The sequence below is a fragment of the Rodentibacter sp. JRC1 genome (assembly GCF_020521555.1).
GTDB classification, from domain to species: domain Bacteria; phylum Pseudomonadota; class Gammaproteobacteria; order Enterobacterales; family Pasteurellaceae; genus Rodentibacter; species Rodentibacter abscessus.
In genome coordinates this window covers 2,309,916-2,323,564 of sequence record NZ_BPWA01000001.1, presented here as the reverse complement: position 1 = coordinate 2,323,564, position 13,649 = coordinate 2,309,916, and the positions used below count along the sequence as shown (strand labels likewise).

General features: G+C 40.4%; 10 protein-coding genes. 3 read left to right on the top strand and 7 right to left on the bottom strand.

From position 1 onward, the window contains the following. Nucleotides 1-29 precede the first annotated feature (29 nt). Genes grxB through recB form a run of 3 tightly spaced genes read right to left on the bottom strand, consistent with a single transcriptional unit; the run spans nucleotide 30 to nucleotide 6,242 of the window. A complete protein-coding gene (grxB, locus tag HEMROJRC1_RS10510) occupies nucleotides 30-677 on the bottom strand; it encodes a glutaredoxin 2 (protein ID WP_226692862.1) in 648 nt (215 codons plus the stop codon). A 1-nt stretch (nucleotide 678) separates the two neighbouring features. After that, nucleotides 679-2,619: an exodeoxyribonuclease V subunit alpha gene (gene recD / locus HEMROJRC1_RS10505; RefSeq protein ID WP_226692861.1), complete on the bottom strand. Its 1,941-nt coding sequence runs from the start codon at nucleotides 2,617-2,619 to the stop codon at nucleotides 679-681. Beyond that, nucleotides 2,619-6,242 carry an exodeoxyribonuclease V subunit beta gene (recB, locus tag HEMROJRC1_RS10500; RefSeq protein WP_226692860.1) on the bottom strand — a complete coding sequence of 1,208 codons (3,624 nt, stop codon included), beginning with the start codon at nucleotides 6,240-6,242 and terminating at the stop codon, nucleotides 2,619-2,621. Before recB ends, recD begins: the two co-directional genes overlap by 1 nt. Before the next feature lie 269 nt (nucleotides 6,243-6,511). Here recB and HEMROJRC1_RS10495 point away from each other — a divergent pair, with 269 nt between their 5' ends. Next, nucleotides 6,512-9,247, top strand: coding sequence for a YdbH family protein (locus HEMROJRC1_RS10495; protein ID WP_226692859.1), 2,736 nt, complete (start codon nucleotides 6,512-6,514; stop codon nucleotides 9,245-9,247). After that, nucleotides 9,231-9,434 (top strand): YnbE family lipoprotein, encoded by a 204-nt coding sequence (locus HEMROJRC1_RS10490; protein WP_226692858.1) that lies wholly within the window; start codon nucleotides 9,231-9,233, stop codon nucleotides 9,432-9,434. The genes HEMROJRC1_RS10495 and HEMROJRC1_RS10490 overlap by 17 nt, the downstream gene beginning before the upstream one ends. 172 nt (nucleotides 9,435-9,606) lie before the next feature. On the opposite strand, the gene HEMROJRC1_RS10485 is transcribed toward HEMROJRC1_RS10490, so the two are convergent. The 3 genes from HEMROJRC1_RS10485 to HEMROJRC1_RS10475 are packed head-to-tail and all read right to left on the bottom strand — an operon-like array spanning nucleotide 9,607 to nucleotide 12,281. Further along, nucleotides 9,607-9,963, bottom strand: a complete 357-nt coding sequence (locus HEMROJRC1_RS10485) for a DsrE/DsrF/TusD sulfur relay family protein (protein ID WP_226692857.1) — start codon at nucleotides 9,961-9,963, stop codon at nucleotides 9,607-9,609. A 54-nt stretch (nucleotides 9,964-10,017) separates the two neighbouring features. Beyond that, nucleotides 10,018-11,313 carry an NCS2 family permease gene (locus HEMROJRC1_RS10480; RefSeq protein WP_226692856.1) on the bottom strand — a complete coding sequence of 432 codons (1,296 nt, stop codon included), beginning with the start codon at nucleotides 11,311-11,313 and terminating at the stop codon, nucleotides 10,018-10,020. A gap of 14 nt (nucleotides 11,314-11,327) precedes the next feature. Next, nucleotides 11,328-12,281, bottom strand: coding sequence for an oxidoreductase (locus HEMROJRC1_RS10475; RefSeq protein ID WP_226692855.1), 954 nt, complete (start codon nucleotides 12,279-12,281; stop codon nucleotides 11,328-11,330). A 56-nt stretch (nucleotides 12,282-12,337) separates the two neighbouring features. Here HEMROJRC1_RS10475 and ybaK point away from each other — a divergent pair, with 56 nt between their 5' ends. Next, complete coding sequence (gene ybaK, locus HEMROJRC1_RS10470; RefSeq protein WP_226692854.1) at nucleotides 12,338-12,817, top strand: Cys-tRNA(Pro) deacylase; 480 nt, start codon at nucleotides 12,338-12,340, stop codon at nucleotides 12,815-12,817. A gap of 252 nt (nucleotides 12,818-13,069) precedes the next feature. Here the strand turns inward: ybaK and fabA are convergent, their stop codons facing one another. Beyond that, complete coding sequence (gene fabA / locus HEMROJRC1_RS10465) at nucleotides 13,070-13,603, bottom strand: 3-hydroxyacyl-[acyl-carrier-protein] dehydratase FabA (protein WP_226692853.1); 534 nt, start codon at nucleotides 13,601-13,603, stop codon at nucleotides 13,070-13,072. Between the last annotated feature and the right edge of the window lie 46 nt (nucleotides 13,604-13,649).

Genomic DNA, 13,649 nt, shown 5'->3' with positions numbered 1-13,649 from the left:
AAACCTGCCAATCGGCAGGTTTTTTTGTTTTAAATAGCTTTATTAAAATATAGTGCCACGCCACTTTGTGCCGACATTTTTTCAAGATAAGCCAATATCTTCGGCGGAAATTGCACATCACTCACGCAGGTTAAATTGCGTAGCATTGGGAAAACCATAATATCTTCCAAAGAAAGCCCTTTATTCAAGGCTGAAGCCGATTTAACCAGTGGGACAAGTGCTTCAAGATCTTGCTGTAAGCGAACAAGATAAGTTGCCGTGTCATCTAAATTTTGTTGGAAATCCCCGATAGATTCCGTTTTCTTTTTAACGAAATAATCAACCGCACTTTGTGTTTCAAATTCAGCTAACTCCATCTTCACAAAGCGTGGTATCAATAAATGGTTGTAGTAACTTCCTACTTTCTTAATCCAATTCTCAATTTCTGGGCGAACCTGTTCAGAGAGCAATTTTTCGCCGAAATGTGCGTCCACATAACGAACAATATCTAAACTTTCCGACATCGCCGTGCCGTCTTCTTTGATTAAGATCGGCACGACTTTTTTACCCACTAAACCGATTGGTGTCGCTTCATCATCGTTTGCCAATACAGCCAATTCAAAAGGCAGGTTTTTTAAGCCGAAAACCATTCTTGCCCGCACACAAAACGGACAGTGATCATAAGCATATAATTTCATACTAGTCTCCTGTTTGTATTACACTTTCGAATAATTTCCCTAATCTACTCTGACGTTTCACCGTTTGGCGAACCGCCATTTTCCATATTTTTTCCTCTGCAAATATAGTTAACATTTTTTTTGCACGTGTTACTCCGGTAAATACCAATTCACGAGAAAGCACTGGATTAGGTTCGGTCGGAAGCACCATAAGTGTGTGATCAAACTCCGATCCTTGTGATTTATGAATCGTCATCATAAATGCCGGTTCGTGTGCCGGAATGCGACTGGTAAGCACTTCCCGATTGCCAAACCATACTTTCCCCTTTTCCAGACACAAACCGATATCGCCATTATAAAGACGTACGTTATGATCATTTTCCGTAATCATAATCGGCTTACCGATATACCAATCTTGCTCGTGTCGAAACCAAAGCAAATTCTCTCGGCGTAATGCCAAGGCAATTTCTTTATTTAGGTTTTCGACACCTAATGCGGAGGTGCGAAGTGCGGTCAAAAATCCGGTTGAATTAAAGCATGCCTGAATACTTTCCGCATAAGTTTTGCCACGTTCGTTCAGTGCGTTAAAATCAATGCCTTGCTTTTGTAATGCACGCAGTTCCGTTAAATAAATACGGTAATTTTCGACCGCACTTTTCACCACTTGTCGCACAAAATCAGCTTCATTTTGAACTAAATTGAACGCATTAAATTGCAATTCTTGCGGATATTCGTTGAATAATGTAAGACTTTCCTCCGCTCTGCCCTGCTGAATTCGTTCCGCAAGCCGACCGACAGCCGAATCCTTATCAAAACGTCGGCTGAAGATGAGATGGCATAAACAATCACGCATTAGACTAGAGACCTGTGCATTTGGCACTTCATAACCGGTGGTTCGGCGTAAATAATCCGCCGTTTCATTACTGTAAGGCAAATCCCGCCATTGCGCCAACTCACCAAGTACAGCACCCGCTTCAACAGAAGCAAGTTGCGCCGGATCACCTAATAAAATCAAGCGGGTTTCAGGTTTTAAGGCGTTAATTAGCTTCGCCATTAAAGGCAAATCGATCATTGATGTTTCGTCCACTACAAGCACATCTAATGTTAAAGGATTGTGCGCGTTGTGGCGGGTATTATCATTAAAAGCATTGACACCAAGCAAACTATGCAAGGTTTCTGCTTTTTTCGGAATAGATTGGAGCAAATCATCGGATAGTTCCATAGATTGCTGTAAAAAGCCTAAAGCATATTTAATAGATTCTTCCAAACGTGAAGCGGCTTTCCCTGTTGGTGCAACTAACTTGATATGCAATCGATGTTCGTATAATTCTTGCAACACTAATAATAAACGGGTCACGGTTGTGGTTTTTCCGGTGCCGGGACCGCCCGTAATCACGGTGAAAGGACTTTTTATCGCTATCGCAACGGCCACTTTTTGCCAATCGATTTCATCTGTTCTTTGAGGGAAATATGCCGCTAACTTTTCCCGAATGTCTTCATCCGAAAAGGCTAAAGTGCGGTTATTTTTCAACGTATTTTTTATATAGTTCGCCACGCGATATTCATCGTGCCAAATTCGGTAAAAATACAATGCGCTAAATTGAAATACCAGCGGTGAGATTTGTGAAATAGGATCTTGTGTAAAAGCGATATGATCACGCAAAGCAACTTGCCATTGTGCCACAGGCAGAAAATCTATTTTTTGTTGAATCTCCGCAAGATAATTTTTTTCTGCCGAACGATAGCTTAAGCCGAACAAATTTTGTTCCAATTGGTTATCTAACTCAACGCACGTATTCCCTTGTGCATAGTACCAGCTACAAAGCGCAGCAAGTAATATCGCCAAATTTTTTATATTCTCAGGTAAATCGATCGGTTGTTTATCTGCAATCAATTTCGCAAAATAATAATCGCTATGGCTGATTATGCCTTGCTCATTTAGCTCTTGTAATAGGCTTAGCATTAAAACGCCTCCTCTAATTCATCAATGAGTTGCTTAGTCGGGCGATCAAAAAACACGCCGGATTGCGTTTCACCATTCATTCCTCGCAAGAAAAGATAAAACACGCCGCCAAAATGACGTTCGTAATCATAATCACGATCCACGGTTTTTAAATAACGATGTAATGCCAAGGTGTAAATCAAATATTGCCAATCATAGTGATGATGTAACATCACCTTTTCAAGCGCTTCAGGTGAATAATCCGCTTGCGTTTCGCCAAGGAAATTCGATTTATAATCCAACAAATAATATTTACCTTTGTGTCGGAATACTAAGTCAATCGTCCCCCGTACCATTCCTTGAATATCTTCAAATTCCAGTCTTTCACTCGGTAGTCGATGATAGCTCTGCAGAACCCGATTAAAGGTTTCTACATTAAAATGATCACGGATCGATAAATAAAATGACATTTCTTTAATGCAATCCGTTTTCGCCAGTTCGACAAGTTTTAGTGGCACTGTCTCGCATAATGGTGTTTGCGAAATTTGCTCAAACCATTGTTGTAAGGGTTTGATAAAAGCATCATCAAGTTGTAACTCTTGGCATAGCTTTATGATAGCCGCTTCATCGCTTAACAGATTAAAATCGTTTTTTTCTAAATAACGATGTAGCACCGTTCCGACTTGCGTACCACGGGGAAGCCCTAAAATATCTTCGTTTTTTTGTTCCGAAAGTGCGGTCAATATTTCGGAAGAAATGTCATAATCTTTCGCTTCATCAAAAACCAAGGATTTTTTTACCGCACTTTCGCTCAAATAATGCGCCCGACGGTGCGCTTGTTCAATCCCGGTGAAACTGGTAATACGCCAATCTTGCTCGATCTCTCCGCTAAATTCAGCTGCAGAAAGCCCCTCTTCCGCTCTACCAAAAGACAAAGGCGGCAATTTAATTAATGTCTCTGCCGATTCAATTTGCACGCTTTTGGTTTTATCTTTAAATTGATTAAGCAATGGTGTTGTTTCATAAGTATCGGATAATTCCAGCTTTTCACCGATTTCACCTTGGGTAAGCACATAAAGCAACGGATTCCATTTTTTATCGAATTGTGCGGGCAAGGCAAACGCCATTTGGTATTTTGCCCTTGTCAGCGCCACATAAAGCAAGCGTAATTCTTCCGCAAAAGTTTCTTGGTTCAATGCGTCTAGATGGCGATTTTGCATATCCCATATCATCGTATCCCGTTCTTTGGAATAATAAAGGTTAATATCTTTTGCCACTTTACCCGATTTACTTGGATCACGGCTTGGCACGGCTAAAAACGGCAACCAAACCAAATCATACTCCAACCCTTTGGATTTATGGATAGTCACGATTTTTACCAGCTGACGCTCGCTTTCCAAACGAATTTGCGCTTCTTGTCTACCCTCGCCTTGAATTTGTTTTTCAAACCAACTCAGTAATGCCGCTTCGCTTTCATTTAGGGTTGCCGCTTGTTGAAGAATTTCAGCCAAATGCAAGAAATCCGTTAAATCCCTCTCCCCCTTAGGCAAACTTAATAATCGCTCTGCAATGCCTTGCTCCAACAAAAGTTGATGCAACATCGGCAACACTCCTTGTCGTTTCCACATTTGTTGATATTGCGCAAAACTATCCGCCCAGCGTTGCCAATCCGCTTCATTATGATGAATTTGGTGAATTTCCGCTGCATTTAAGCCGAAAAGTGCGGTCGCAATCGCATTTAAAATCGGGCGTTCCGCCACATTCAAACAAGCTTTTAACACAAGCACCAACTCTTTTGCCACACGGCTATCAAATACCGAGTTTTGATCGGAAAGATAAACGGAAGCGATGCCCAATTGCTGCAATTCATTTTTGACTAATTCGGCTTCATTTTTATCACGCACTAACACGGCAATATCCGCAGCTTGTAGCGTTTTTCCGTCCTTTTCATCTTTAAAAACCGCCTGATTTTCAACCGCACTTTTTAGCCAATGTTGAATTGAAACGGCACAAGTGCGTGCCAAAGCGGTTTTATCTAAATTTTTGCCGTCATTTTTCGTCAAATAAAAACGGTAAGCCGGCTCGCATTCTCCCTTCAAATAAAAGCGATAATGATCCTCAAGTGCGTCAACGGGCGAAAATTCGATGTTATCGTAAATAAACGGCGATTTATCAAAGTCAAATAAGGCGTTTACCCCTTCCACCACTTGCTTTTGCGAGCGGTAATTTCGGGTTAAATTAAAGCGTTCATCCGCCTGCTGTGCTGCTTTTAAATAAGTGAAAATATCCGCACCACGGAAACGATAAATCGCCTGTTTAGGATCACCTATCATAATAAAACCGCTATTTTCCGCCTGATGATCCCGATATATTTTTGAGAAAATGCGATACTGTTGCGCATCCGTATCTTGAAACTCATCAATCATCGCAAAGGGATATTGAAAGCGGATCATTTCCGCCAGTTGATTGCCCTGCTCGTTGTGCAAGGCTTCGCAAAGCAACCGCAATAAATCATCAAAAGATTTTTCCTGATGATTTTGTTTATATTCGAGGAGTTTCTGCCAAATGCCTTGACGGTAATGATAAAGGGTAATTTTTTTGAGCAATGCGGGATCAACTAATTCCTGCACCCGATGTTCCAATTCCACAAAAATTGAATGATGAAAAGGCTCTGCACCTTCTTCACCTTTTTGTTCCAAAACGGATTGTAGAAAATAATCCTTTAAGGTTTTATGCACATAATAATCCCGTGGATAAGTTGCCCATTCATTAATCTGAGTAATCCAATTTTTTAATCGGCTAGCTTGATATACTTTTCGACTTAACTTTTTAGGCAAACTTTTCGGGTAGGTTTTAGAAATTTCTTCGGTGATAAGTTCACTCACTTTATCTGCATTTTGTAACCAAAACGCTTTTAATTCATTAACCGCCTGCAAATATCCGCTAAGGTTTCTCTGTAAAAACTCACCAACCGGTAAAGATAAAGAGCAAGGATTATCTATTTCCACCTGTACATCTTTACCCAAATCGGATTGTAAAATCGCCAACACCTCATCAGGAGAACCCAATTCATTTGCAATAAAATTCGCTTCATCAAAGGGCAATGGGTAAAAATGTTCACGCCAAAATTCATTGGCAAATTGTTTTAGTAAATCCGATTGATCCTTTATCAATTCTAAGTTGAAGTGAACACCGGAATTAAACGCATATTGCATTAACATTCGCCGACAGAAACCGTGAATAGTGAAAATGGCGGCAAGATCCATATTTTGTTCGGCAAGTTTTAAACGTTGAATGGCAAGGGGTAAATTCTCAATGCTTACGCAAAGTGCGGTCAGAAATTCATCATTTTTAAAGGCGGTGATTGCTTTCGTTTCCACATATTCCGATAATTTTTGTATGGCATCCGTAATACGTTCACGGATTTTTTGCTTTAATTCTTCCGTTGCCATTTCCGTAAAGGTCACGACAAGAATTTCTTCCACATTCAATGGACGGGAAAAATTTTGCTTACCAGCTTGTAACAAAAGTCGGAGGTATAATGAGCCGATAGTATAAGTTTTTCCCGTACCGGCTGAAGCTTCAATAAGATTGACTTGATTTAAAGGCAATGTGACAGGGTTTAGCGGCGTTGCTTTTTTCATAGTTTTATAAATAAAAGATTCATTATTATGGCGCAATTGCACAAAGAGAGTTTTATACCCAATATTTTATTGGTGCGTTACGGCTTCGCCTAACGGCACCCTACAAAGATTTGTGCAAATGCTACATAATATGGAAAAAATCGAATGTGGATATTTTAGGGACTAATAACGGCTTTGGCTATGTATGATAGTAAATAAAATTGATTTTTTCCGAGTAAAGATTTCGCTACAATATGCCGCTGGAAAATCAGTAAAATCATTGAGGAAATATGCGAAAAGGTAGATATTTTGCCTTGGTTAGTGCTTTGTTTTTGATCAATATCATTAGTCTGCCTTGGTGGCTTTCACCCAAACAAACGGAACGTTTGGCAAATTATTTCCTTACACCGGAATATTCATTGCAATTATCGGAAAATTGGACGTTAAATGCCAAAGGATTGTCGCTTCCTTATGCACGGCTTAAAACCGCTCAATGCACCTTAGGCGAATTTAAAGATCTCAATTTACAAGGTTGGTTTACACCTCATTTAACGATTGAAGAAGGCGTGGTGGACTACGCTTGTCTTCAAACCTTACCGAATAATTCCGAAAAAACTTCATTGAAATTGACCGCACTTTTCACCTCTCTTCCGCAATCCGAACTTGCCGTTCATCATATAAAATTACGCAATGCCGAGACTATCGTGCCACCGTTTTTTCAGCATTTATTAAATGCGGATCTTTCCGGTATTGCTAATTATCAAAACAATCAATTTAACTTAACACTTTCTGCGAAAAATAATGATGCGTCCATTATGACGCATCATTCCACATTACAGCCGCAAAACGGGCATTTTCAGTGGCTGGGCGAGACCGATTATCAACCTGAAGAAAAACAACATTATCACCTTGATTTCTCTCTATTGCTTAATGATGAAATCTTACAAGCTCAACCTGAAGGTAATGCGACATTAACTTGGCAGCACCCCGATTTTTCCGTCAGTCAAGGTAAGGCTACCCTTTCTTGGAAAGGGGAAAACGGATTAATTAAAGCCCAAGATCTCAGCCGCCATTCTCCTTTATTGGACGTGCCTTTCGTGTTCACTCCGCAGGGATTAGAAATTTCTTGGGGAAATTTTTATTGGGTATTTGACGGATATCAACCGATTAAAGGCTTCCTTGGTTTATCGGTTCGTACCCCCGAAAAAGGCTGGCTGCCCTTTAATATTGATTTAGATGTGATTTTGCAAACCTTTGGCGAAAAGGGCAAAGGGGAAATCGTAATTTCCGGTAAAGAAGGCAAAATCGGTAGCGGTGAAAAACTGGATCAAATCTATTTTGATCTAAAAACCCGTGGTGATTTGCGCTATAACAACACGGTTGCCCACACCAATTTAAGTTATCGGCTCAGCGGTACATTTTCCGATCCGATATTACACTTTCACCCCAATTCCATTTTTAAAATGGATAACCAACAAGCAGGCACCGACATTCGGGTTCGTCTTCCGCTTGATAACGTACAAATCGGCAAATACGGTTTAAACGGAAGATTACAAGCCTCACTGCAAGGATTTACTCCTCAATTTTCTGATATCGACATAAAGCTTGACGGACAAGCCGATGAATTTATTGCCGGTATTAAAACGGTATTTCAGCTGCGCGATCCGCAACAAAAATTACGCCACGCCGAACTCAACGCAGACAATCGTTGGGATTGGAGTATTGAAGGAAATGCCCGCTGGAATGCACTGAAAACCCCTATTCGCTTAAAAGGAAGCGGATTTTGGCACGCCGATCATATAGAATTAAATCAACTGAATGCCTCTTCCGACAGAATACAAACCAATGGCGTTACTATGACACCGCTTTATATTGAATTAAAAGATCGTTTACACTGGGATTATGAAAAACAACATATTCGCGGTTTAATACAGGCGAAAACGGATCGTATCGCATTTGATTACGGCGGATATTTTATCAACCCTATTTTAGGTATCGGTTTAGACGGCGAGAGTATTGAAAATTTTAATATTGCAGGCAATCTAAAAGCAGGTCAGCTAGGCCCGATTGATTTACTCGCCCGTTATGAAAATCAAGCATTAAAAGGAAAAATAAGCTGGAAAACGCAATCGGCAAAAGTCTTCCAATCGCTTTTTCCGCAACAATGGGGTTGGCTGATTCATCAAGGCGATATTAAAGGTGCGAGCGATTTCACTATCAATAATAAAGGGATCGCCATGAGGGGAGACTTAGCTTTACACAATGCGGATATTTCGTTTCCCGACGGTGAAATTGAAAATTTAACGATCCGTTTTCCTCTTAATTATCAAAATAATCTGTTACATAATAAACCGACTATGCCGATCAAGGTTTCGATTCGCAATATGCGAAAAGGGGCATTGTTCCTAAATAACGGCGAGTTTGATTTATACGGCAGTTATCCTAATTCAAAGAAAAAACCGCTGATCTTAAATAATGCTAGGATCGGTCTATTTGATGGTGAATTAAAGATTGATAAATTAAGTTTCCCACAAACCGAAATCGCTACACTCAAGTTTCATCATATCGATCTTGAACGAATAATGACAATGGCGCAATATAATCAAGTTCATTTGGAAGGGCGTGTAAATGCGACGTTACCTTTTTGGCTAAAACATAATACCTGTTTAATTTGTAACGGTAGCTTAACGCAAGTCGGAAAAATGCGCATCAAACTAAATGGTGACGTGGTTAAAGGACTGAAAAAAGGTGGTTGGACTGAAAATATTTTGATTGATTTACTAAAAGAAATGGAACTTAAAAATTCTTATGCGAATATCGATCTCGCACCAAATGGACAAATGAATTTACGTACAAGTATTAAAGGGATCAATGTCAATAACCCGACACATCACCCGATAACCTTAAATTACACACATCAAGAAAATATTTTTGAATTGTGGGATATGATTGACTACGGAGCACAATTTGAACAAAATTTACAATATCAACTTTATAAGCAATTAGACAATGAAAAAACACCTTAGAAATCAACCGCACTTTCTTGCCGAATTATTGGCCCTCAATCTACTCACGGCATGCACTCCGACTATTCAACTTGATACACCCAAAGAGGGGATAACCATCAATATGAATGTGGTGGTTGATCATAATATAAATGTTACGATGGATGAAAAGGCAAAAGCAATGACCGGAGAAAATAAGAAAAAATAACAGTATTCTGCAGCATGACACAAAAAGTAGGGTGGGCAAATTTTTTGCCCACCTGAAATGTTGTGATTGAAATGGTGGACAACAAGTTGCCTACCCTACCAATATGATGAAATTCTTTTTGTGCTTTGGCGTTCTTAATTAATACGTCTAATGAACGCTACGTAAACCTCAACTAAAAATTCAATACCTTATCCGCCTCCACCGTCCAATCGGCAAGTTCGATTAGCGTTCCGATTTCCACCCCTTCAGCTAAAGCCACTTCTGTAATGCCGCGCGCATTCGTACAAGTTTTGCAAAGTTTTACAACCGCACCTTGTGCCGTTAAGATTTCCAGCATTTGCTGTAAGTGATAGCCTTCACTCGGATTCTGTTTCGCCAAACCGCCTGTAACCGCATCAGACATTAAAAATAGTTTTAAATTGACCGCACTTTTATGCTGTTCTTGTATCTGTAACGCAAGGCGTAATGCACTGAAAAAATGTTCATCACCATAAGGTGAAGAGTGAATAATAAAAAGAATATTTTGCATAATTAAGTCCCAGTTTAGTTATAAAAAGGGCGAACTTTTCGCTCGCCCATCAAATTAACCGACCCACACAAATTTCGCAATAAATAAAATGGATACTACCCAAACCGGTGCATTGACTTCTTTAATGCGACCGGTACAAGTTTTCATAATGCAATAGCTAATAAAACCAAAAGCGATACCTTCCGTAATGGAATAGGTAAACGGCATCATCGCGGCAGTAATAAACGCCGGTGTAGCTTCCGTTAAATTATCCCATTGCACGCGAATAAGGCTGGATGCCATTAAAATTCCCACATAAACCAATGCGCCTGCCGTGGCATAAGCCGGCACCACACTCGCAAGCGGCGAGAAGAAAATCGTCAATAAAAATAATACGCCTACGGTTACCGCCGTTAGTCCCGTACGTCCGCCTACAGAAACTCCCGCTCCGCTTTCGATATAAGTACTAATCGCAGATGTGCCGATATAAGAACCGCCTACCGCACTTATACTATCTACGAATAAAGCTTGTTTCATTTTCGGGAAACGCCCTTTTTCATCGCTGATACCTGCTTTGTCGGTAACCCCCAATAACGTACCTGAAGAATCAAATAGATTTACCAATAAGAATGAAAAAATAATGCCCAGCAAAGCGGTATCCAATGCGCCGGCGAGATCGACTTTTCCCACAACGGCATCTAATGCAGGCGGCATAGACATCACCCCGTGAAACACTACGGATTCATCAAGCCATAATGCCAAACCCGTTACCACTGCGATAGAAATCAGCACACCGGAAAAAATATTACGTGCCGCCAATACGACAATGATGAAAAATCCTAATACACCGAGCAGTATTTTCGGATCATGTAAATCACCGAGAGCAACTAAAGTTGCCGGATTGGCAACCACCACTCCCATATTTTTAAATCCGATGAGCGCAATGAAAAAACCGATCCCTGCCCCAATCCCTACGCGTAACGCCAAAGGAATAGATGCCATTAACCAATAACGAATTTGAAAAAGGGTTAGAATAAATAAACCGACCGATCCCCAAAAAATCGTTCCCATCCCGATTTCCCACGAATAACCGAGTTTTCCGACAACGACATAAGCGAAGAAAGCATTTAAGCCCATTGCCGGTGCCAGTGCGATAGGAAGATTACTAAATAATCCCATTGCAATCGTTCCGATTCCAGCAATCAGGCAAGTTGTAACAAACACCACTTGCTTATCCATTCCTGCATCACCAAGAACAGAAGGGTTCACAAACACAATGTAAACCATGGTGAAAAAAGTGGTGATACCCGCAATAATTTCAGTTTTTGTGGTTGAACCTTTTTCACGTAATTTAAAAAGTCGTTCTAACATAATTGTTCCTTAAATTAATAACCTTGATGATAAATCGCTTCTAATAATCTCACCGAAAGATAGGCAAGATTAAAACGTTGTTCATCGGCAACGCTCCAAAATTCAATGCCGTTTTCAACCGCACTTAGCCCGCTGATATGCAATCTCACCTGCGATTCCCCACTTTCCATTTCACCGTTAATAACCGGTGTGATAAGGTTATCATGATATTGCAAAAAGTCGTTTTCTTGTGGCTGGAAATCGACATCATAATCGGAAAGTGCGGTCACTTTTTGTGCCATTCCATAAAATACCGGCACTTGCACAGCGTGAAATAGCACTGAATCTAATTGAGGAAAGATCTTTTGAAGTTGTTGCGATAATGACAATGTAGTTTGTGGGTGTACATCAAAAGCAAAGCGGGGTTCTTTTTCTTCTAACGGAATACCATTTAGCAGACGTGCAGTCTGCCCGGCAAGTTTATTTACCGTATCGGTATTTTGATAAGAAGCCGGAAGTAAAGAGGTGATAAAAATTTGCGAGAAATTTGCCGTTTGTAATAAAGGATAAATTGCCAAAGCAAGTTGGCTAACTTGTGGATCAGGCAAACTGACAATATTACGTTGTCTTAACTCAACAAGATCCACCTCATTCACACTTGGCACCACAACCGGCACATCGGACAATGCTGCGCATACCCCTTTCATATCAATAACAATACAACCGCTTTCCGCGGCAGCGGCAATGTGTGAAGCTTGTTCAATATCACCAGCGAAAAAGAGATAATTCACCGCCGACCAATCCATTTCCTGCGGTGAATATTGCATCACACTTTTATTGTTAAAACGCACGCCTTGCTCTTCTTCAAAGGGATAAATCTCAACAATTGAGATGTTGCCGATATTTAAAGCACTTTGTTCAAGGCTTTCTGCAATTTTCTCGCATAATTCAAATTCTGCCGAAATGGCGATATTTAGGCTTGCGTCCATTTTTTTCTCCGCTGTAAAATAACGTGCCATTCTACAAAAAAAGGACAAAAAATAAAATGACACCCGCAATTGATTTGCTCAAAAAACAAAAAATTCCTTTTACTCTGCATACTTATGATCACGATCCGAACAACACACATTTTGGTGATGAAGCCGCCGAAAAATTAGGTATTGCTCCTCATCGCTCCTTTAAAACCTTACTTGTTGCGGAAAACGGCGATCAAAAGAAACTCGCCTGCTTTGTTCTACCGACCGCAAATATGCTCAATATGAAGAAAGCGGCAAAGGCGATCGGTGCCAAAAAAGTTGAAATGGCGGAGAAAGATTCGGCACAAAAAAGCACAGGCTATTTAGTGGGAGGCATTAGTCCAATCGGACAAAAGAAACGGGTAAAAACAGTGATAAATTCGACCGCACTTGATTTTGAAACCATTTACGTTTCCGGCGGAAAACGCGGGCTAAGCGTAGAACTTACCGCCGAAGATTTAGGGAAATTGTTAAATGCGGCATTTGTAGATGTGGTGGATGAGGAATAGTAAATAACCGAAACAGTATTATATATCAGGTGCACAAAGAGTTTTGATATTTCTTGGGGGAGGGCGGAGCAACCGGTTGCCGACCATTGAATATCGTAATTAGAAAGGTGGGCAAAAAATTTGCCCACCCTGCGGGATCTATCAATTTATCAATAAATTTCATTACGGTGCGTTACGGCTTCGCCTAACGCTACCCTACAAGTTTTTTGTGCAAATGCTACTTAATACCGCTTAGTTTTATTCACTATAATCTTAGAAACTAGAGGTATCTTGGAATAATCCGACTTTCAAATCTGTTGCGGTATAGATCACACGCCCATCAACTTCCACTTCACCATCAGCCATTCCCATCACCAATTTACGATTAATTACCCGCTTCATATTAATGCGGTAAATGACTTTTTTTGCGGTCGGTAAAATTTGACCGGTAAACTTCACTTCACCTACACCTAATGCACGTCCTTTTCCTTTGCCCCCTACCCAGCCGAGGAAGAAACCGACTAACTGCCACATCGCATCCAAACCTAAGCACCCCGGCATTACCGGATCACCAATAAAATGACAGCCAAAAAAAGGCAAATCAGGGTGAATATCTAATTCCGCTTCAATATAACCTTTATCAAATGCACCGCCATTTTCTGTCATTTTAACAATGCGATCCATCATTAACATTGTCGGCGCCGGAAGCTGCGGGCCCTCTGCACCAAATAATTCACCACGACCGGAGGCGAGTAAATCTTCGTAGGTGTAACTTTCTTTTTTATTTGGTGAACAAGTGTTTTGCATTTTTATTCCTTAATTAAATCTAATCTCAGTAAATAACTGATAATAC